At 27.2% G+C, this 21,790-nt stretch carries 20 protein-coding genes; 6 read left to right on the top strand and 14 right to left on the bottom strand.

Features of this window, described 5'->3' with window-relative positions:
* Positions 1-4: 4 nt before the first annotated feature.
* The 12 genes from EXC34_RS01670 to EXC34_RS01615 all read right to left on the bottom strand — a co-directional run bounded on the left by EXC34_RS01670 (position 5) and on the right by EXC34_RS01615 (position 9,388).
* Complete coding sequence (locus EXC34_RS01670) at positions 5-232, bottom strand: hypothetical protein (protein ID WP_129687647.1); 228 nt, start codon at positions 230-232, stop codon at positions 5-7.
* A 63-nt stretch (positions 233-295) separates the two neighbouring features.
* Positions 296-1,807 carry an MAG3960 family lipoprotein gene (locus EXC34_RS01665; RefSeq protein ID WP_129687646.1) on the bottom strand — a complete coding sequence of 504 codons (1,512 nt, stop codon included), beginning with the start codon at positions 1,805-1,807 and terminating at the stop codon, positions 296-298.
* On the bottom strand, positions 1,794-1,994 hold the full coding sequence (locus EXC34_RS01660; RefSeq protein ID WP_129687645.1) for a hypothetical protein: 201 nt from the start codon (positions 1,992-1,994) through the stop codon (positions 1,794-1,796). Before EXC34_RS01660 ends, EXC34_RS01665 begins: the two co-directional genes overlap by 14 nt.
* A gap of 15 nt (positions 1,995-2,009) precedes the next feature.
* The gene (locus EXC34_RS01655) at positions 2,010-2,204 is read right to left on the bottom strand and encodes a hypothetical protein (RefSeq protein WP_129687538.1); all 195 of its coding nucleotides are present in this window, start codon (positions 2,202-2,204) and stop codon (positions 2,010-2,012) included.
* Complete coding sequence (locus EXC34_RS01650; RefSeq protein WP_129687644.1) at positions 2,164-3,483, bottom strand: hypothetical protein; 1,320 nt, start codon at positions 3,481-3,483, stop codon at positions 2,164-2,166. The genes EXC34_RS01655 and EXC34_RS01650 overlap by 41 nt, the downstream gene beginning before the upstream one ends.
* 12 nt (positions 3,484-3,495) lie before the next feature.
* Positions 3,496-3,681 carry a hypothetical protein gene (locus tag EXC34_RS01645; RefSeq protein ID WP_129687643.1) on the bottom strand — a complete coding sequence of 62 codons (186 nt, stop codon included), beginning with the start codon at positions 3,679-3,681 and terminating at the stop codon, positions 3,496-3,498.
* Between the two features lie 81 nt (positions 3,682-3,762).
* The gene (locus EXC34_RS01640) at positions 3,763-5,868 is read right to left on the bottom strand and encodes a type IV secretory system conjugative DNA transfer family protein (protein WP_129687542.1); all 2,106 of its coding nucleotides are present in this window, start codon (positions 5,866-5,868) and stop codon (positions 3,763-3,765) included.
* Positions 5,852-6,166 (bottom strand): hypothetical protein, encoded by a 315-nt coding sequence (locus EXC34_RS01635; RefSeq protein WP_129687543.1) that lies wholly within the window; start codon positions 6,164-6,166, stop codon positions 5,852-5,854. Before EXC34_RS01635 ends, EXC34_RS01640 begins: the two co-directional genes overlap by 17 nt.
* 6 nt (positions 6,167-6,172) lie before the next feature.
* A complete protein-coding gene (gene mobL, locus EXC34_RS01630; RefSeq protein WP_129687642.1) occupies positions 6,173-7,453 on the bottom strand; it encodes a relaxase MobL in 1,281 nt (426 codons plus the stop codon).
* Between the two features lie 297 nt (positions 7,454-7,750).
* Positions 7,751-8,005, bottom strand: coding sequence for an MAGa4850 family ICE element protein (locus EXC34_RS01625; RefSeq protein WP_129687641.1), 255 nt, complete (start codon positions 8,003-8,005; stop codon positions 7,751-7,753).
* A 176-nt stretch (positions 8,006-8,181) separates the two neighbouring features.
* Entirely contained in the window at positions 8,182-8,559 is a 378-nt protein-coding gene (locus EXC34_RS01620; RefSeq protein WP_129687640.1) for an MAGa4850 family ICE element protein, read from the bottom strand.
* A 205-nt stretch (positions 8,560-8,764) separates the two neighbouring features.
* The gene (locus tag EXC34_RS01615) at positions 8,765-9,388 is read right to left on the bottom strand and encodes a restriction endonuclease subunit S domain-containing protein (RefSeq protein WP_129687639.1); all 624 of its coding nucleotides are present in this window, start codon (positions 9,386-9,388) and stop codon (positions 8,765-8,767) included.
* Positions 9,389-9,521: 133 nt separating this feature from the next.
* Between EXC34_RS01615 and EXC34_RS03740 the strand changes: the two genes are divergently transcribed.
* The 3 genes from EXC34_RS03740 to EXC34_RS01605 are packed head-to-tail and all read left to right on the top strand — an operon-like array spanning position 9,522 to position 14,032.
* The gene (locus EXC34_RS03740) at positions 9,522-9,926 is read left to right on the top strand and encodes a site-specific DNA-methyltransferase (protein ID WP_246003945.1); all 405 of its coding nucleotides are present in this window, start codon (positions 9,522-9,524) and stop codon (positions 9,924-9,926) included.
* A gap of 31 nt (positions 9,927-9,957) precedes the next feature.
* The gene (locus EXC34_RS01610) at positions 9,958-11,433 is read left to right on the top strand and encodes a site-specific DNA-methyltransferase (protein ID WP_246003944.1); all 1,476 of its coding nucleotides are present in this window, start codon (positions 9,958-9,960) and stop codon (positions 11,431-11,433) included.
* 1 nt (position 11,434) lies between these two features.
* Positions 11,435-14,032, top strand: a complete 2,598-nt coding sequence (locus EXC34_RS01605; RefSeq protein ID WP_129687638.1) for a DEAD/DEAH box helicase family protein — start codon at positions 11,435-11,437, stop codon at positions 14,030-14,032.
* Positions 14,033-14,089: 57 nt separating this feature from the next.
* On the opposite strand, the gene EXC34_RS03680 is transcribed toward EXC34_RS01605, so the two are convergent.
* A complete protein-coding gene (locus tag EXC34_RS03680) occupies positions 14,090-14,587 on the bottom strand; it encodes a hypothetical protein (protein ID WP_197722236.1) in 498 nt (165 codons plus the stop codon).
* Positions 14,588-14,720: 133 nt separating this feature from the next.
* Between EXC34_RS03680 and EXC34_RS01595 the strand changes: the two genes are divergently transcribed.
* Both EXC34_RS01595 and EXC34_RS01590 read left to right on the top strand, forming a co-directional pair.
* Positions 14,721-16,646: a DNA methyltransferase gene (locus EXC34_RS01595; RefSeq protein ID WP_129687637.1), complete on the top strand. Its 1,926-nt coding sequence runs from the start codon at positions 14,721-14,723 to the stop codon at positions 16,644-16,646.
* On the top strand, positions 16,600-19,245 hold the full coding sequence (locus EXC34_RS01590; RefSeq protein ID WP_408634012.1) for a DEAD/DEAH box helicase family protein: 2,646 nt from the start codon (positions 16,600-16,602) through the stop codon (positions 19,243-19,245). Before EXC34_RS01595 ends, EXC34_RS01590 begins: the two co-directional genes overlap by 47 nt.
* A gap of 57 nt (positions 19,246-19,302) precedes the next feature.
* On the opposite strand, the gene EXC34_RS01585 is transcribed toward EXC34_RS01590, so the two are convergent.
* On the bottom strand, positions 19,303-20,622 hold the full coding sequence (locus tag EXC34_RS01585) for an ATP-binding protein (RefSeq protein ID WP_129687636.1): 1,320 nt from the start codon (positions 20,620-20,622) through the stop codon (positions 19,303-19,305).
* A gap of 269 nt (positions 20,623-20,891) precedes the next feature.
* On the opposite strand from EXC34_RS01585, the gene EXC34_RS01580 reads away from it, so the two are divergent.
* Positions 20,892-21,785, top strand: coding sequence for a nucleotidyltransferase (locus tag EXC34_RS01580; protein WP_129687635.1), 894 nt, complete (start codon positions 20,892-20,894; stop codon positions 21,783-21,785).
* The last annotated feature ends 5 nt before the right edge of the window (positions 21,786-21,790 follow it).

Below are 21,790 nucleotides of genomic sequence, written 5' to 3'. Positions count from 1 at the left end.
CCTCCTAATTTACTAATCAAAAACTAATAATTACTCAAAGTCCAAATATGCTTAATATTGTTGTCGATAAGATAATTTTTCATTCTGGTTTTTGATTTCTTGCTTTTTCTTTTATCTGTATATCACGTGCAAAACAATCACGATAATTTTTTAATAATGATATAAGTTTTATTATTCCAATAACCCCCAGAAATAAACAAGCGGTTATTAAATAATTTGTTTCTTTACTCATTTAACTCCAAAAAAAATGCCACCAATTACTCCTAAGGGAGTAATAAGTGGCGGATTTTTAATTCTATTTTTTATATTTTCAACCATAAGGTTTAAATTTATCTAGTACTCTATCTAACTTAGATTCAGAATAACTTTTATCCATTAAAGCAGGACTTTTTATTCCATCTATTTGTTCTATATTTTTTCATATAACTTTATAGTATTCGATATTCGGGTTGCTATTCGAAAAGGTATCTAGTGCTTCATTTAGCGATGCTTTTTCAAGATATTTTGTAAGTGGTAAAATTACTTGCTCATATTGGTTGTATGCTCATACATAAGTATCTCTAAAATCGCCTTTATCAGTGCCGGGGAACACAAATAATTGCTCATCAATCGTTAAGCCCATAATATGCTCTAATTTAAGATATTCAAGTAATGCTTCGCCATACTTTCTAATCACATCATATTTGGCAATTAGTTGTTCTTTAATGGTTTTGCTTTCGTCTTTAACATCATTAAGCATCATATCTAAATAATTTAAATATGCTTTTAATAAGTTATATTGCACACTTTGCATTAACACTGACTTTGCATTACCCATAATAAAGTAATCGATGAAATCCATTCCTAATTTAGGTATCGGATTTGATTTTGAACCAGGTTCTCCCTCTTTAGGGTTTCTGCTATACTCAACCTTAAAAGCCGGATCTTGCTCATAAAACAATTTTGAGAAAAGCAAATCTTTGTTCTTTTCACTAAAAGTTGATTCAGTTGAATACTCTCTATCTAATTTTCAACGCAAATTGTATCCATTATAATAAATGCCATTTTCCATAAAAATTAATTGTCTATTTTTATCTTTTTCAAGTGGTGATGTAGGGTAATATGAATCATACTGATGTTCGGGTCAATTCTCTCCTAATAAATGCCCCGCATTACGTTTATCTAGTGTTTTTCAGTCAAGCCATAATTTAGTTTTATAATAATTTAAATAAACTTTTAAATATTCTTTGTTAAGTATTTTAAAAGCAATATCGCTTGAGTTTCTTTCAGTTGCTTCTACATCTGATTCAACCTCTAATATTCCTTTAAGTTTTTTAACAAGTACTTTAAGTTGCTCTTCACTTGCTATTGTTTGCTCTTTATCAGATAATTTATAGCGTTTTATTAAATCAATATTTCTGATATAACGCGAAATATAACTTATATTAGGTACTCCTTGAACTGCTATTTCTTCCACTCAATAATCTTTAATTTTCGGGATTTTCTCTTTTATTTTTTGTGAATCATTTTCTAACACATCATTAGCATAGAACACTTCATTTTTATCAAAATCATCTTCTTTATTTAACTTAAATTTAAGTCCATTATATTCAAATACTTTTGTTTTATCAACTTCTTCAGTGGGTTTATTTTGCCCACTGCTTCCTTGATTGCTTCCATCATCCGGTAATATAATCGCTCCATTTTTACCAGATCCAACTTTCCCTCTGTTTTGCTTATCAACAAACAATTGATAAATATTACAACTTGTCGCACATAATGGCAATAATGCTAATGGTGCTACACTTAACAATTTAATTTTTTTCATTTTTTACCCTAAAAGTTTTTATTACTTTACATCTTTCTATTTCTATTATATCCCATTTATTCTTTGCCGCTATTTCTACAACTCATTGAACCGCCACGTCTCAATTTTTCGTTGCTCCTAAGGGCTTAGTATATTTACCTTTCCTTCCCCGAATTCTATAAAACGTTTTTTGTTTATCGCTCTTCATTTTTTCCTTTATTTATTAGTTATTACTATTAACTCCTTGTAAGTTTGCTACATCATTTAGTAGTTCATCAATTTCTTTTTCTAATTCGCTTTGCTTATCATTTGCCAGTAAATACTTTTTATTAATCTTGCTTTGCTCAATTATTTGCTTTAAAAATGCCGACAAATCACTAAGCAATTCCTCTATTTGTAATCCAGAACTTTCAACCATTACATACGCAACATTTAACTTGTTTTTTAACTTGTTGCTCGATTTGTTGTTCTGGTTCTTTTTCGGATTTTGCTTCTTGGTTATTTTCTGTAATGTATTCTTTATTTACTTGCTCATATAAGAACTGAAAATCGTGCTTGTTTAATTCATTTCCATCGCCTATAAGTATTTTGTAACCACGATCTATTACCTCTCCATCTACAATATGGTCAAAATAGAATTTAAAATATGGTATCTCAAGTAAGGTTATTTTTCCGTCTTGTTCTTCTTTTGCCCACACGGGTTTTGATTTACATATTCTTTCATCAAGTTTTTTAAGTTCATCAACAAGTTCTTGTGTAATAACCTCTCCCTTATAATCTTTTACCCCACCCTCTGGGAACGCCTCATTAAATTCAACTACCCAATAATCCTGTGAATTTAATGGTTCTTTTTCGGATTTTGCTTCTTGGTTTAACTCTTTTTCTCTCTCGCTCAGCCCTTTATCAATGAATGGATGTAGTTCTTGCGGTAATTCTAAAAGTGCTTTTTCACTCATTACAATGCTGTTTGGATCTTGTAAAAAATCATATTCATCTAGTTTGTTCCAATTTAATATGTTTTCGTCGCGTGCGATCTTTATTAGTTTTTCTTTTAAAGTTAAATCTTTTTCTTGCATTATTTCTTCTAAATCGTGCGCTTGAATTAATTTATTTTCAAAATAATCTTTAGTTTCCACATATTTCTGCTTTTCTTGATCATATTCATAAGCCCTAAATCGAATTTCATTAAAATAACTATCTTTTAGTTCATTTAAATAATTCATTTCCTGTTTCGCAAAAGAGTATGCTTGTTCAAAATCATTATCAAAATCACTTTTTTTAAGCGCATATACGCCACTATATGTTTGATAATCCCCATATTTATCTTGGCGAATATCTACACCATTATTTTCAGTTTTGTATACATAATAATAATCTCTACTGTTTATTTTGCCAAATTTAAATACAAAATATTCACTGTCAATTTTGGCTTTATTGTCAATATATCAATCAGTATCTTCTTTCTCTGCTATATAGTGGAAATCATTATTTCAAAAATCTTCTCAATATATTTGTGGTTTGATTGTATCTTCAATAATTCCGTAAGTATAAATTTTGTTCATTACTTCTCCTTTTTTAAACTCAGAATCTTGATTAGCAAATAAGTTATCTTCGGTTTTTGTTTTTATTTGCTTTTTTGATTGCTTCATTAAGTTTTTGGATTTGTTCATCAAGTTTTTGTCTATTACTTTTTGCACTTGTGTTTTCTTTTATTTTTTGTTAAAAATTAAAATGCTATCTTTTGTTAGACCTAATTTTTGATATCTTTCTTTTAAGTCTTGTAAATATTTTTCTTTTAGTTTTTGGTTATATTCCGCTGCTTTTTTATTTAATTGTGTTTTTGTTCTGCCATTTTTACTCCTTTTTATCAATATTCTTATTAATGCAATTCACACTGAGTCGCCTAATTAATAATTGTTTTTGTGCATCGAGGTTTTTAGTAAATTTATTGAATAAATCTCAAACTATCGTTTTCATTATTCATTTTCCTTATTTATTATTTTTGCTATTTCTTGTATTTGTTCTTTTTTGTTTGGCACAGTATTTATAATATTTGCTACTTGCGCTCTTTCTTCTTGCGACAATTTTCATTTTGTAAATGTATCATTAATTTTTTGATAAATTTCTTCTGGGTTTTGCGAACTAATCTGTTTGGTTTTTTGGCGGAATTTTTGTAGTGAATTATTTTCATTATTTGCCAACTTATCTTCATTTTTTGGTTGTATATTAATTTCCTTTAAGTTCTGCTCTTCCTGCTTTTCAATTTGATTATTTACACCAAGGGCAATTTTTTTCATTTTCTTAAAATCAAATACATATTTACTTGAAGCATTGCCAATTGGTTCATTATGAATATATGACTTATCAATATTCATATAATTAAATGCAAATAATGGCTTAATTAGAATCGGTTTATAACCACCTGATAGAACTAAAGCATCTAATTTAGATTTGAATTTCAAATCACTAATACTAAAAATACGTTCATTTTGCTCTGCTATCGTTGTACTTGTCCCTTTATCGTTTGATGTAGTTGATTTTTTCTCTACTTTATTTTCACCAATCATTTCACTTATCTCTTTAAGTGTTTCTTGGTTGTTAGTTTCTAAAAATACAGTTAAACGGGCTTGTGATTTAATTAATTTATTTTCAGAAGCACCCGTATTGTATTTATCTAATTGCGCATAGTCTTGCAGCGATAAAGCAAAGAATATTTTTCTAGACCTTGATATTGCCATTCAGTCGCCAATATCTTTTAGTTTTTCAATTGAAGCAAATTCTTCAAATATCATTAATAACGTTCTATCAAGTGATAAAGTTTCATTACTATTTGCTTTTGTTATTGCTTGTTCATATATTTGAGAAATTAATATTGGTATCAAAAATGAATTTGCTCTTTTATGATCTGGGAATTTAATAAATATCGCAAACGGTTTTTCGCTATTAAACATTTCGATAAAGTCAATATTATTTTGTGATGTAATACTTTGAATAACTGGGCTAGTTTGAAATAGAATTAATGCGTTTTGTGCATTTGATAAATATCCAGATAATGTTTCTTGAACTACGGTTGCTAATCCATCAATTTCAGTAAAAAGTTCATTTCAAAATTTATTAACTAACTGATATTTTTTAACTTCCTCTCTTCAAGCACCATTTACAAACATATCGATTGAGGTAAAACTATAAGCATTTTTCATAGTAAAGAAATCTAAGGTAAATTCTGGGTTAACAGTTGAATAAAACGCCATAAATTTTAAAATAACCTTAATACAGTTTTTTGCCTGTGCTACTCAATATGAATTTTTTTCTTGTGCATTTGGCAAGTTTTCTACAATATCATTTATAGCGACAATTGCATCTGAATAATCTTCATCATTTAATTCTCTGCCTTTATGCAAACAATCTCAAACTTTTTTAAGAGGATTTCACCTTACTGAATTATGTGAATTATCAAAATCAAATAACCTTATATTGTATCCATTATCTTTTAAAATAGTTCCTGTTGCTTTTAATAATTCACCTTTTGGATCGGTTATAACCATATGCGGTTTTTTGGCACTACTTAATGAAGCGTTGCGTCTTATATTTTCGAAAAGAATTCTTCAAGTTTTCCCTGAACCCGCAATACCTAACAAAATCATATGTGCATCAGTATGATTAACTAATGTACCGTGCTTTTTAATATGACCAATGGCAAATCCCGGTTCATCATTATTTGCAAATTCTTTTTTTAAGTTTTTAATTGAACCCTCTTTTGTGTTTTCATTTCACAAGAATGCTGATTCATCTTTAGTTTTTTTAGAAAATTTTTCAAGTATATTTTTATATTCAAATACCGCTAAAAGTATTAAACAGACAACAATTATTAATAAAACAAATCAATAATTATTTCCCCTTTTATAAAAAGCAAAAATATCATTTAAAGCATTTCGTGAACCATTAAATCAATTCTTTAAGATTGTGAATTTGTAAAAATATAATTGACCTAATAATCCAAGCACCATAAATAAAAATGGCGGCAATATCACTAAACAAAAAACATATTTACTTAAAACAAATAATTTACTTTGTTTTTTCATTTAAAGCCCATTTCTGAACAACGTATTGTTGAATATCTATTTTTTTATTTGCTAGCCTCTTTTCTAAAAATAAAGCCAACTGTAAAGCATATTTAACATCATCAACTTTCATTGAGATATTAACTTTTGATTTTAGTTTTGTTATGTTTAGGTTTTCATAAGTAAATTTATTGACTTTACACAGATTAATAAATTGATTTTTAATATTATCTAAATCGCTTTTGATTAAATTAATATCTTTAATATGTAAATTAATTCAAACTCCACTCTCAATTGTTTTTGTTAAATTTTTATCCATATTTTTTTACCTTTTAGCAACTATATTTGTGCGATATTTTTTTATTGCTTCTATTTTGTTTTTAAAATGCACTCCGTTTGCTTCTCACTCCCATTTTTTAATAATTCACTGTCAATCGATTTTCTTATTTATGCTTGCATCTGATTTGGACTGATAATTGCTTTGTCTTGATTTATATTCAGAATAATTACCTAATAGATTTTGTGAATCATATTGCTCATCAATTTCATCATCAATACATAGTTTAATAATTGCATTACCAATTTGACTTTCAAATTCTTTGCTTTCTTTTTCAATAAATTCTTTTTGTAATCTATTGTTAAATTGAGTTCCTAAATCTTTTTCTTTTAGTTTTTGGATTTCATTTTGATATTCAGAATATTCTTCTCTGAATTTTTGATTATTTTCTAGTACATATTCAAATACATTTCAAATCGATTTTTTAACGTCATCCGATGTTTTTGAATATGTTTTATTTCTTGCGCCAAGTAATGAGTTTTTAATATTTAGCACATCATTTAACAGTTTTTCATCTGACTCAAAAGCAATTTGTGTCAATTGACGAATATTCTTTCTTTTTTCTCAAATTGAAGATTTAAAAATATTTAGTTCTTGATATTGCTTATTAAACGTAATTTCATTAGCCATTACTTCATTAAAGTTATCTAAGGTTTTTTTATTAAATACTCCCTTGCTTTTATAAGTTAATTTGCCATTTGCATTTAATATTTGTGGGTTAGTTTCTCAAAAACTTAAATGGATATGCGGATATTCAGTGTTTGCGTGCATAGCCCAGTGTCCCGTTATATTTTCAGCATCCAATTTGTTTGCTTTTAAAAGTTTTTTCAAGTTTTTAGTCAGCAAATCATTTCATTCAAATTTATCTACTAAAAAATTCTCTATTCCTAAGTCGCCCGGGTTAATAATCATTTCTCAAACGACTTGTTTATTCGATAGATTTGATAATAATTCTTTTTCTTCTTTAATATCTATATCTTCACCATTACCAAAAAGTTTATATACTCCACTTTTCTCGCTCTTCATTTTTTCTGCAGTACGCGAGTTTATTCACTCTTGCATACTTAGTCCACTATGCTTAAATTCCGCTTTTAAGGTATTTTTATCCATTGCGTCATCTTGCACCCATACCGCACTTTTTCTCGCTATGTAATCCAAATGCTTGCCCGATTTATAAAATTCAAAATTGTGCGGTTCTTTTTGTCCAGACATTATTCTTTTTGAAAAACCACGCTTTGCAAACTCGATATGAGAATAAATTTTTGCCATACTTTACTTAAATTTAAAATTAAGCATTATTTATCATTCAATATAAGAGTTAAAGGTAGTTTTCTTTATATACATATATTAGTTTCCTCTACAGTTTATTTATGTTGCTAATTCTGGACTAAGTCTATTTCCAACCAACTATTAAATTTCATTTTTTTCAAAAATTTAATAGCAAAAATATTTACTTGCTTAAAGTAAATTATTAGGTTAAGTTCATAACTAGCACCGAGGAATCAAGGTACACCACTTAATTTATTTGCACCCTCATTCCTCGATGCAGTGCTTAGTTTATTAACTCTAAAAAATATTTAACAGAAGATATCTCTCACTTTTAAATTCAAAGCAGAATTTGCCCCGAGCATCAAAGTAATAATTTCTACCATTAGCAAATCATTTTCAAGATTTAACAGTTTTAAAAACATCTTTCATTTCTTTATCAAAAATGTAGGTTAGTTTTTTAAAACAAGAATAAATGAAATGTCTATTCTCGCCTGCAAAATATTTGTTCTGGATAATAACTTTTTTGCCACATCCACACTCTCTTTTATACAAGCGATTATGGTAATTACAAATAGCGTCTTTTTTCGCTAATTTTTCAGCCTTAGCTTTTCAATTTAAAATGCGAAAAATTTTAACGACACTTAAGCCATAAAGCAAAAATATAAATCAGCATTTTTTGCCCGAAATTATTAATGTTTTTTTGCTTCTAGAATCGACAACCCGTGGCGCTATTTTAACATTTGATTACAGTATAAAATTAGTCCATTTTCGATTAGGAATTTTATAACTGAATAAACACTAGATTTTTTTAAGCCGTACTTAAAAAGTTTAGTTAGTGATATTCATTTTTTTACTCCGCCTAGTGCTTTTAAAATTGCTAGAATTTCAACCGCAATTTTTTTACCTAATAAAACTTTAACAAGTTCTTGTGATAATTTCAATTTTGTATTTGAAATTAGTTTTAACCCTTGAAAATTTAATTTTGCATATTTTCTCTCTCTATACAATTTTTTAAATTTTTCTTCAAATCAAAAATTTCTTAATTCTCCGGAGGTTAATGAATTTAAATATTCGTTTTCAATTTGTATATTATCAATTGCGCTCATTTAACCTCCTTTTATTTAAAATTTTTATTTTTGAATTTTTGGGTTATAATTTTGTTGTATATTAGCAAGCAATTTTGGAACCCGAAGTTCGGGTTCTTTTTTTATCCTTTTTGATATTAAAAAATGCAAGCACGCTTGCTTGCATAACACACTTAAATTTTACAGGTTCAAATATTTATATAAAAGTATTTCTGATTTTTTCATTTTACCTTTCTACACCCATATAAATAAATACTTTTTTATGTATAAAAAATGAAAAAAATCAATAATAATGCTTACGCTGATGAAGGGTGATTAGGGAGTCGATATTTGATAATAAACTACCTACTCTTTTTTGTTCTTTGAGTTCTGGCAGCTTAATAATCTCTTTATTAATTATTTCTATATCCAAAGAATTCATCATTATTCCTGATTTTGAACTTCTTTTTAATGCCGCAAGCATTACATTATTACTATTTGCTCAATATTTTGAAAAATTCAACGAAAATTCAATCTTAGGTCTAAAAACTGTAAAAATATTAGAAATAATGCCATTTTTTAAAGTATTTTGTACAAATCTGCCGAATGGAAACTCTTTATTAGTGTGGCCTTCATATGCAATGTCGCCAACTCTAAATATGCTATAACCTGCAATAGTTTTGATATTATCAATTTTCAAATCTGTCTTAAAAGTATTGGTTGCTACCGAAATATATTTTTTAATATCAAATGTGCCATTGTTTTTTTCTTGAATATTGAAAAATACATTTTCGAATTTCCTCTGTTCTCAAGCGTTAGTAAATTCCTTGAATCTAATAGCTGGTTTCAGTGTTTTTTTGTCTGCAAACATTTTTCTAAAAGCATATTTTTAATGTTTTTTAGCTTTTCTAACTTACGCTGATGAAAGCAAATAAAATTTTGCTATCATTTAATTAATTAATAAATATACATATCATTTTTACAAATTAGAAAGGGAGCAAGTTATGAAGAATAACATTTTTGAAATAGTTTCTAAATTACTTTTAACAAACGAAAAGTATATATCAGAAGATGGTAAATTATTAAAAACAAGTGTTTATAGTGATGTTATGAACATGGATAAAGATTTATTGGCTTTATTAATTGCAAATCAACAAGTAAAAGAGACATTCTTTGTTAATGTTGAAAATTCATTAGTTTTTGATAAACAAAAATTTGCTTGATTTATTGAATCAAAAGAATTCTTGCCAGATTCATATACTAAATATTCAAACAAAATCGGTTTAACACATAATGGCAATTTCATTTCTAAAACAAATGATGTTGTTTTAGATTTTCCATATAAAGATTGCTTAATAGGGGGGGGGGCAAGAAAAAGACAAACAAAAGCGTCGCGAGATACTTTATAATGAAGTAATTGCCAGCGGAGAAATTAGTAAAATGCTCGCTCCCAAAGTTTTTACTAATGCAAAAAGATATACAAAAGATGGTATTCAAGAAAATATCACACTTAATGAAAATGATAATTTAATAATTAAAGGCAATAACTTAATTGCTCTTTCATCATTGCTTAAACGCTATGAAGGCAAGGTAAAGTGCATTTATATTGACCCACCATATAATACAGGGAATGATTCATTCAACTACAATGACTCATTTAATCATTCAACTTGACTTGTATTTATGAAAAATAGGCTAGAGTTAGCGAAAAAGCTGTTAAAAGATGATGGCGTTATTTTTGTGCAATGTGATGACAATGAACAAGCTTATTTAAAGATGTTGATGGACGATATTTTTGGGAGGGAGAATTTTGTCGCTAATATTATACCTTTAATGAATCCGCGCGGAAGACAAGAATCTAACTATCCAATTGCTAGGTCTCATGAATATATTCTTGTTTATACAAAAATTCAATATAATGGCGTTTTTTATAAGTTTGGAGCAGATGAAAATAAAAGTTTAAATGATGAATATAGATTACTATCATTAAGAAAATCAGGAAATGAATCATTAAAAGAAGATAGACCCAATATGTATTACCCTATATATTTTGATGAAAAAAATAACGAAATAACGATAAATTATAATCCTAATTATATTGAAATTTTCCCAGTTAAAACAGATGGAACATTAGGAAGATGGAGATGGAATAAGGAAAATGTGGAGAATAATTCTAATTTACTTATTTGTAAAAAAAATTCATTGGGTATTTATGATATTTATGTTAAAGATTATATTATTAAAGATGGAATGATTAAAGGAACAAAAACAAATACATTTTTAATTGATAAAAATATAATTAATGATAAAGCAAAAGAACATTTAAAAAGTATTTTTAAAAAAGATTTGTTCACTTATCCTAAATCTGAATTTTTGGTTAATAGAATTATAGAAATTTCAAGTAAACCTAACGACATTGTTCTTGACTTTTTCTTAGGTTCGGGAACAACAGCGGCAGTTGCTCACAAAATGAATCGCAGATACATAGGAATTGAGCAAATGGATTATATTCAAGATATAACTGTTGAAAGAATGAAAAAAGTAATCAAAGGCGAACAAGGCGGCATCTCTACATCAGTAAAATGACAAGGTGGAGGTTCATTTGTTTATTGTGAGCTTTTGGAAAACTCTCAAACTTTAATTAACCAAATACTAGATTCTAAAGAAAAAAATATCAATGAAATCAAAACCAAAATATATTCAGATAATCGAATAGTCCCTTATATATCAAATGAAGAATTAGTAAATGCTGAAAAAGAATTCAACAGTTTAGATTTAACCAACAAGAAAAAAGCTCTTATTAGTTTAGTTGATAAAAATAAACTATATGTAAATTACTCAGATATTGATGATGAAGATTTTAATATAAGTGAAGTTGATAAATCATTTACCAACTCATTTTATAGGGATAAATAATATGAAAGAACAATTTTTATATGAAAAAATTAATACTTTAAAAGAATATGGCAAAAGTATTGATTTTCCCGACATTATTAATAGTGGACTATCAAAAAACATAATTTTAAGAGAGTATCAAAAAGATGCTTTTAGTAATTTTATTTTGTATTTTGAAAATGGTAAATTAAGAAATAATAAACAAATTCACTCACTATTTCATATGGCAACAGGGAGTGGAAAAACTGTTATAATGGCAGGACTTATTCTTTATTTATATACAAAAGGTTATCGGAAATTTTTGTTTTTTGTCAATCAAACCAATGTGCTTGAAAAAACAATTGAAAACTTTATTAATCCATTATCTAGCAAATATTTATTTGACGAAAATATTCAATATTTAGGCAATAATATAAAAATCAAAAAAGTTGATAATTTTACCAATAATATACTTAGTGATGATATTGAAATAGTCTTTACTACCACGCAAAAGTTGCACTTAGATTTAATGCAGCCAAAGGAAAATAAAATAACATTTGACCAATTTGAAGACAATAAAGTTGTATTTATTTCTGATGAAAGCCATCACATTAATTCATTTACTAAGAAAAAAACAATAGACCAAGAATCTGAATTAAAAAGCTGAGAAATCTCAGTTATGAATGCATTTAATAGAAATAAAGATAATATAATGCTTGAATTCACGGCAACTTGTGATTTAAAAGATAGCAATGTTCTTGAAAAATACAAGGATAAAATTGTCTTTAACTATCCGCTTGTAAATTTTAGGGAAAGTGGCTATACAAAAGATTTTCAAAATTTTGCTACTTCTGGTGATTTATGACAAAGAACGCTAATAGCATTAGTAATGAGTGAATATCGAAAATTTCTTTTTTCAGACTTAAAACTTAATATTAAACCTGTAATTATGCTTAAGTCGCAAAGAATTAATGAATCGAAAAGTTTTTATGAAGAATTTTTTAACAAAATAAAAACTTTAACAAGTTATGAATTGTTGAATTTAGAGCTATTTAACATTGAAAAATTAAATGAAGCTATCAATTACTTTAAACAAAAAGATAATACTCTTGAATTATTAGAGCAATCAATTAAAAATTCATTTACTGTTGAAAATTCAATAATTATGAATGGAGCTTCTGACGATAATAAAGAAAAACAATTGTTAGTTAATTCATTAGAAGACACCAATAATCCAATCAGAATTATTTTTTCAGTTGATATGTTAAATGAGGGCTGGGATGTATTAAATTTATTTGATATAGTGCGCTTATATGATACGCGACAAGCCGGAAAAGGCAAAATTGGGTCTTATACAATTAAAGAAGCACAACTTATTGGTCGGGGAGCTAGATATTGCCCATTTGCAACCAATGATGAAGATGACAAATTCAAAAGAAAATATGACCAAGATATCGAAAACAAAAATCGAATTTTAGAAACTATGTATTTTCATAGCAAAAATGACTCACAATATATCTCAGAACTGCATAGAGCCTTAATTGCTAGCGGTTTACAACCTGAAGTGCAAAATAAAATAGAATATAGACTAAAAGATGAATTTAAATCTAGCGAATTTTATAAAAAAACCTTTGTTTATTCAAATAAAAGAATACCTAAAAGTAAACCAGACTCTCTAGAATCAAGCATTAGAAACAAAACTTATGATTATACTGATGTTAAAAATTCAGGTTATATATCAAATTTATTTGGTGATGATTATTCAAACAATAATTTGAATGTAAATGTAACAAATATCAAACTAAAAGACATTAGTTATAACATTCTTTTGGGTGCTATCGAATGTTATAATGAGTTAAGTTTTAATGTTTTAAAAGAAAAATTTAGTAATTTAAAATCAACTAAAGAGTTTTTAACTTCTGACGAATTTATTGGTAACTCAAATATAAGTATCACATATTCGGGCAATTTAAGTGCTAAAACAATATTTTTTGCCGTTAAAAACGCTTTAGCAAACATTGCATCACATATTTTAAATTTAAAACCACAATATGAGGGTTCAACAGAATTTGTAGCTAAGCAGCTTAGCGAAGTATTAAAAGATAAAATTATTAATCTCCAAACTATTGATAATAATGGTGGTAAGGGTGATTCACAAAATAATTGTACTAATAATGCTTATCAACTTGATTTATCAAAAGAAAATTGATATGTGTTTAATGATAATTATGGCACAAGCGAAGAAAAATTATTTATCAAACACTTTAAAAGCGATATTGAACCGATGCTCAAAAATAATGACCTAGAGTACTATGTTGTAAGAAATGAAAGAATTCCTGAATTAGCTATCTATTCATTTGATAAAGGCCAAAGATTTGAGCCAGACTTTTTATTATTCATTAAAAGAAAAACAATTTATGAAGAAACAACATATCAAGCTTTCATTGAACCAAAAGGTCAGCACATACTTGAAAAAGACCCATGAAAAGAAGAATTTTTAATGGAAATTGAAGAAAAAAATCATATTAGCGGACTGCTTTCTGACCAATATAAAATTATTGGCTTTCCTTTCTTTAATCAGCAACATGATAAAATTGAAAAATTTAAGTCGTATATAAGTGAATTCATTAAGGGCATTTAGAAAATTGCGAAAATAAAATGTGCGTTAAACATCAAAAACGCACATTTTAATTTATTGCTATTGCAGCAACCATTCAATTAAATCAACAATTTCAATACCATTTAACTCATCAAGATTAATTGTTTTACCAACTCTTAATCCATATGTGAATGGAACTAATGATTTTATAAATGTTTCAGTTCTAAAAAAGTGTTTTCAGTATTTTGGGTTATGAACATTTTGACCAATTAGCCTTAAAACTAAGTATGCTGGTGAAGTAATACCATCAAAATCAGAGAATGCTAACCCGCTTCTAAATGATGAAAGGTGAAGTATGAAATAATTTTTTAAGACTCGAACATAGTTCATTAAACTTGCATTTGATACGCTTACACTATACCCTGTATCGATTCTGCGAAATACATCTCCAGTTACAGAAGCGGTTAAGGTTGGCATGTGGGGATAACCTTTATCAACTATTTTAATTAGTAATTCATTAAACCTTCTCTGTTCTCAAGCGTTAGTAAATTCCTTGAATCTAATAGCTGGTTTCAGTGTTTTTTTGTCTGCAAACATTTTTCTAAAAGCATATTTTTAATGTTTTTTAGCTTTTCTAACTTACGCTGATGAAAGCAAATAAAATTTTGCTATCATTTAATTAATTAATAAATATACATATCATTTTTACAAATTAGAAAGGGAGCAAGTTATGAAGAATAACATTTTTGAAATAGTTTCTAAATTACTTTTAACAAACGAAAAGTATATATCAGAAGATGGTAAATTATTAAAAACAAGTGTTTATAGTGATGTTATGAACATGGATAAAGATTTATTGGCTTTATTAATTGCAAATCAACAAGTAAAAGAGACATTCTTTGTTAATGTTGAAAATTCATTGGTTTTTGATAAACAAAAATTTGCTTGATTTATTGAATCAAAAGAATTCTTGCCAGATTCATATACTAAATATTCAAACAAAATCGGTTTAACACATAATGGCAATTTCATTTCTAAAACAAATGATGTTGTTTTAGATTTTCCATATAAAGATTGCTTAATAGGGGGGGGGCAAGAAAAAGACAAACAAAAGCGTCGCGAGATACTTTATAATGAAGTAATTGCCAGCGGAGAAATTAGTAAAATGCTCGCTCCCAAAGTTTTTACTAATGCAAAAAGATATACAAAAGATGGTATTCAAGAAAATATCACACTTAATGAAAATGATAATTTAATAATTAAAGGCAATAACTTAATTGCTCTTTCATCATTGCTTAAACGCTATGAAGGCAAGGTAAAGTGCATTTATATTGACCCGCCATATAATACAGGGAATGATTCGTTCAACTACAATGACTCATTTAATCATTCAACTTGACTTGTATTTATGAAAAATAGACTAGAGTTGGCTAGAAGACTACTAAGTGATGATGGGGCGATTTTTGTACAAATGGATACATCGAGAAATGCTGGGGTTGGAACATCAGAATTACCCTATTTAAATATTTTATTAGATGACATATTTGGTAGAGAGAATTTTATAGGACACTTGCATTGAAAGAAAAAGAAACAGCCATCATTTTTATCGAGAATAGCGGCAATAATGGAAAGCATATTGGTGTACGCCAAAGATGAAAAAAATGTTGGTAAATTTACAATAGATAGCATTTCAGATAATAACAAGCCCATTATTAATGCTAGCAATCCAATATCAATTATTGAATTTCCATTGGGAATAAGAGTAAAAGCTGATGTGGATAAAATTAAAAAAGGAAGTTATACATCAAAAAGTATGACAATAGAATATCTTAATGATGTTTATCTAGAAAATGGAAGAACAATTAATAGTTGTAAAATAAAAGCAAATTTCAGAACTACACAAGAAAATATCAATAATTTTGTAAGAGATGATTTAATTTTTATAACGGCGAATTTAGGTCTTAGAAGAGATTTGTCAGAAGAAGAACAAGGAAAAGAAAAAGCTATAACAGATTTATTGTTGGATTGGGGGCAAAATCAAGATGCAGACGATGAGAACAAAAAAATATTTAATACAATTCAAAGTATTTTTTCCAACCCAAAACCAGAATTGCTAATAAAAAATTTAATATTATCGTGTACTCAACCAAACGATATTGTTCTTGACTTTTTCTTAGGTTCTGGTACAACAGCGGCAGTTGCTCACAAAATGAATCGCAGATACATAGGAATTGAGCAAATGGATTATATTCAAGATATAACTGTTGAAAGAATGAAAAAAGTAATCAAAGGCGAACAAGGCGGCATCTCTGAATCGGTAAAATGACAAGGTGGAGGTTCATTTGTTTATTATGAGCTTTTAGAAAACTCTCAAACTTTAATTAACCAAATCCTAGATTCTAAAGAAAATAATATCAATGAAATCAAAACCAAAATATATTCAGATAATCGAATAGTCCCTTACATATCAAATGAAGAATTAATAAATGCTGAAAAAGAATTCGATAATTTAGATTTAACTGACAAGAAAAAAGCTCTTATTAGTTTAGTTGATAAAAATAAACTATATGTAAATTACTCAGATATTGATGATGAAGATTTTAATATAAGTGAAGTTGATAAATCATTTACCAACTCATTTTATAGGGATAAATAATATAAAAGAACAATTTTTATATGAAAAAATTAATACTTTAAAAGAATATGGCAAAAGTATTGATTTTCCCGACATTATTAATAGTGGACTATCAAAAAACATAATTTTAAGAGAGTATCAAAAAGATGCTTTTAGTAATTTTATTTTGTATTTTGAAAATGGTAAATTAAGAAATAATAAACAAATTCACTCACTATTTCATATGGCAACAGGGAGTGGTAAAACTGTTATAATGGCTGGACTTATTCTTTATTTATATACAAAAGGTTATCGGAAATTTTTGTTTTTTGTCAATCAAACCAATGTGCTTGAAAAAACAATTGAAAACTTTATTAATCCATTATCTAGCAAATATTTATTTGACGAAAATATTCAATATTTAGGCAATAATATAAAAATCAAAAAAGTTGATAATTTTACCAATAATATACTTAGTGATGATATTGAAATAGTCTTTACTACCACGCAAAAGTTGCACTTAGATTTAATGCAGCCAAAGGAAAATAAAATAACATTTGACCAATTTGAAGACAATAAAGTTGTATTTATTTCTGATGAAAGCCATCACATTAATTCATTTACTAAGAAAAAAACAATAGACCAAGAATCTGAATTAAAAAACTGAGAAATCTCAGTTATGAATGCATTTAATAGAAATAAAGATAATATAATGCTTGAATTCACGGCAACTTGTGATTTAAAAGATAGCAATGTTCTTGAAAAATACAAGGATAAAATTGTCTTTAACTATCCGCTTGTAAATTTTAGGGAAAGTGGCTATACAAAAGATTTTCAAAATTTTGCTACTTCTGGTGATTTGTGACAAAGAACGCTAATAGCATTAGTAATGAGTGAATATCGAAAATTTCTTTTTTCAGACTTAAAACTTAATATTAAACCTGTAATTATGCTTAAGTCGCAAAGAATTAATGAATCGAAAAGTTTTTATGAAGAATTTTTTAACAAAATAAAAACTTTAACAAGTTATGAATTGTTGAATTTAGAGCTATTTAACATTGAAAAATTAAATGAAGCTATCAATTACTTTAAACAAAAAGATAATACTCTTGAATTATTAGAGCAATCAATTAAAAATTCATTTACTGTTGAAAATTCAATAATTATGAATGGAGCTTCTGACGATAATAAAGAAAAACAATTGTTAGTTAATTCATTAGAAGACACCAATAATCCAATCAGAATTATTTTTTCAGTTGATATGTTAAATGAGGGCTGGGATGTATTAAATTTATTTGATATAGTGCGCTTATATGATACGCGACAAGCCGGAAAAGGCAAAATTGGGTCTTATACAATTAAAGAAGCACAACTTATTGGTCGGGGAGCTAGATATTGCCCATTTGCAACCAATGATGAAGATGACAAATTCAAAAGAAAATATGACCAAGATATCGAAAACAAAAATCGAATTTTAGAAACTATGTATTTTCATAGCAAAAATGACTCACAATATATCTCAGAACTGCATAGAGCCTTAATTGCTAGCGGTTTACAACCTGAAGTGCAAAATAAAATAGAATATAGACTAAAAGATGAATTTAAATCTAGCGAATTTTATAAAAAAACCTTTGTTTATTCAAATAAAAGAATACCTAAAAGTAAACCAGACTCTCTAGAATCAAGCATTAGAAACAAAACTTATGATTATACTGATGTTAAAAATTCAGGTTATATATCAAATTTATTTGGTGATGATTATTCAAACAATAATTTGAATGTAAATGTAACAAATATCAAACTAAAAGACATTAGTTATAACATTCTTTTGGGTGCTATTGAATGTTATAACGAGTTAAGTTTTAATGTTTTAAAAGAAAAATTTACTAATTTAAAATCAACTAAAGAGTTTTTAACTTCTGACGAATTTATTGGTAACTCAAATATAAGTATCACATATTCGGGCAATTTAAGTGCTAAAACAATATTTTTTGCCGTTAAAAACGCTTTAGCAAACATTGCATCACATATTTTAAATTTAAAACCACAATATGAGGGTTCAACAGAATTTGTAGCTAAGCAGCTTAGCGAAGTATTAAAAGATAAAATTATTAATCTCCAAACTATTGATAATAATGGTGGTAAGGGTGATTCACAAAATAATTGTACTAATAATGCTTATCAACTTGATTTATCAAAAGAAAATTGATATGTGTTTAATGATAATTATGGCACAAGCGAAGAAAAATTATTTATCAAACACTTTAAAAGCGATATTGAACCGATGCTCAAAAATAAAGACCTAGAGTACTATGTTGTAAGAAATGAAAGAATTCCTGAATTAGCTATCTATTCATTTGATAAAGGCCAAAGATTTGAGCCAGACTTTTTATTATTTATTAAAAGAAAAACAATTTATGAGGAAACAACATATCAAGCATTCATTGAACCAAAAGGTCAGCACATACTTGAAAAAGACCCATGAAAAGAAGAATTTTTAATGGAAATTGAAGAAAAAAATCATATTAGCGGACTGCTTTCTGACCAATATAAAATTATTGGCTTTCCTTTCTTTAATCAGCAACATGATAAAATTGAAAAATTTAAGTCGTATATAAGTGAATTCATTAAGGGCATTTAGAAAATTGCGAAAATAAAATGTGCGTTAAACATCAAAAACGCACATTTTAATTTATTGCTATTTTAGCAACCATTCAATTAAATCAACAATTTCAATGCCATTGAATTCATCATCGATTAATTTATCTAAACTAATAATCATTTTTCGATAATTATTGTTTATTTTTTGCAATGCATTAAGTTCTCTATCTCTTACTGATTCATTTTTCATGCTTTGATTAACTTGAATATAAATTTTTTCATCAGGTTTTGTTGCTATAAAATCAACTTCTAAATCATTTATTTTGCCAATGCAAACATCATAACCTCTTCTTAATAGTTCAAAATAAACAATATTTTCAAGAATATGACCTTTATCTCTATCTCTAAATCCAAGTAAATAATTTCTTAATCCGATATCAACTATGTAGTATTTACCAAGTGTGCTTAAATATTCTTTTCCTTTTATATCAAAACGTTTTACTTCATAAAATAAAAACGATTCCTTTAGTGAGGCAACATAAGATGAAATAGTTTTGGTAGCTGGTTTAGATGATTTTTGAACTTGTTGAAGCATATTTTGAGATAACAAGACATTGCTAATTGAATTAATTGAAGTATTGTTGCCAATATTATCTGCCAAAAATAATACAATCTTTCTCAATAACTCTGTGTCAGAGATTTGACTTAATTGGCTTTTTCTGTGTCGCTGAAGAATGTCTCTTATAATTACTGTTGAATATACACCATCTAAAAGTGTTAGTACTTTATTTTGTTCAAGTCCAATATCCATTATTCCAGGCATCCCGCCATATCTTAAGTAAGCATCAAATAAGTCATTAATTTCAACAATTTCATCATTTGCATTCAAAGCTCTTTTTTTATTATTGCCAAGCAGTGTTTTATATTCAACTAATTTAAAACCATGAAAATCAATAAATTCTTTAAATGACAGCGGATACATTTTAATTTCTACATATCTACCTGCCAAATATGTAGAATATTCGGTTGATAATAAGTATGAATTAGAACCAGTAATATAAATATCACAATCAAAGTCAACACGAAATGCGTTTATAGCATTTTCTCATTTATCAATTCGTTGGAGCTCATCAAAAAACAAATAAGACCTTTTGCCTTTAACTATTCGGTTTTTTACATACTCATACAAATCGGTATAATTCATACTCTGAAAATCAAAAGATTCAAAATTCATTGAAATAATTTGTTTTTCCTTAACGCCATTATCCAAAAGATGTTCTTGCATTAGTTTTAATAAACTTGACTTACCAGACCTTCTAATACCAGTAATAACCTTAATTGGTTCTTTATCCTTGAATTCAATTAATTGACTAAGATATATATCTCTTGATTTTAATTGTTTGTTACTTTCAACCATATTTACCCTTAATATTTATATTATAAACCACTTTTTTCTATTTAAAAGTTTTAGGAATCAAATCACAAAACTTTTTATTTTTGGAAGTTTTGGGAATCAAATCACAAAAAAAATAATTATAAATTAATGACAAATTGATAATCTTTAGTGCTACAACATAAACTTTCATTCAATAAGTTCATTGAAAAAAATAAGGATATTTAATAATATTTTTTAATTGCTTTTTTAGATTGATTTTTTATTTAAAATTAATAAATAAAAGGAGTAATATGGCTATTGGAATTGTCGCAGAATATAATCCATTTCATAATGGTCATATTCGCCAGTTAAATTGAATAAAAGAGAATTTCCCTAACGAGAAAATTATTGTTGTCATGACTGATAAATTCAGTCAGCGGGGCGAGTTAACCATCACTAGTTTTGCTAAACGCAAAGCAATAGCAAAAAAATATGGAGTAAATAAAGTTTTAAAGCTAAACTTCGAACAAGGTGTTCAAGCCGCCCATATATTTGCTCAAAATGCTATTAAAAAATTATATAAAGCAGGAGTTGATAAAATTGTTTTTGGTTCCGAATCTAATGATATTGAGCAGATGATTTTTATTGCAAAAACTCTTAAAAAAAACCAACAAAATTTTGACCAAATCATTCGTAAATATATTCGTAAAGAGAAATTAGCATATCCCAAAGCTTTTAGTTGTGCATTGCAAGAATTAACGGGAAAAAACTTCACTATGCCTAATGATATTTTAGGTTTTGAGTATATAAAAACAATAATTTTTAATGATTACAATATCACACCTTACTCATTGGAGAGAAATATTGCTTTTCATAGTGAAACAACAATTGATAATTATGCCTCAGCATCGTTATTACGCAATAAATTGCGCAACAATGAATCAATATCGCAGTTTTCACCAATGAAAATAAAGCACCCACGCTTTATTGATAAATACTATAAAAAATTTATTAAGATTTTGACCAATACAAACATAAATAAATTGAAAAAGGTAAAATTGGTTTCTGAAGGCATTGAAAATTTATTACTAAAAAATGCTAATCAACCAGATTATAATTCTTTTGTTAATGCTTGTGTATCGAAACGCTATACAGCAAGCAGAATTAAAAGAATAATTGCCTGAATTTTATGTAAAAAATGGTAAAGGAG

This window comes from Mycoplasmopsis bovigenitalium, from assembly GCF_900660525.1.
Classification (GTDB): Bacteria; Bacillota_I; Bacilli_A; order Mycoplasmatales; family Metamycoplasmataceae; genus Mycoplasmopsis; species Mycoplasmopsis bovigenitalium.
This window is presented reverse-complemented; position numbering and strand designations above follow the sequence as displayed.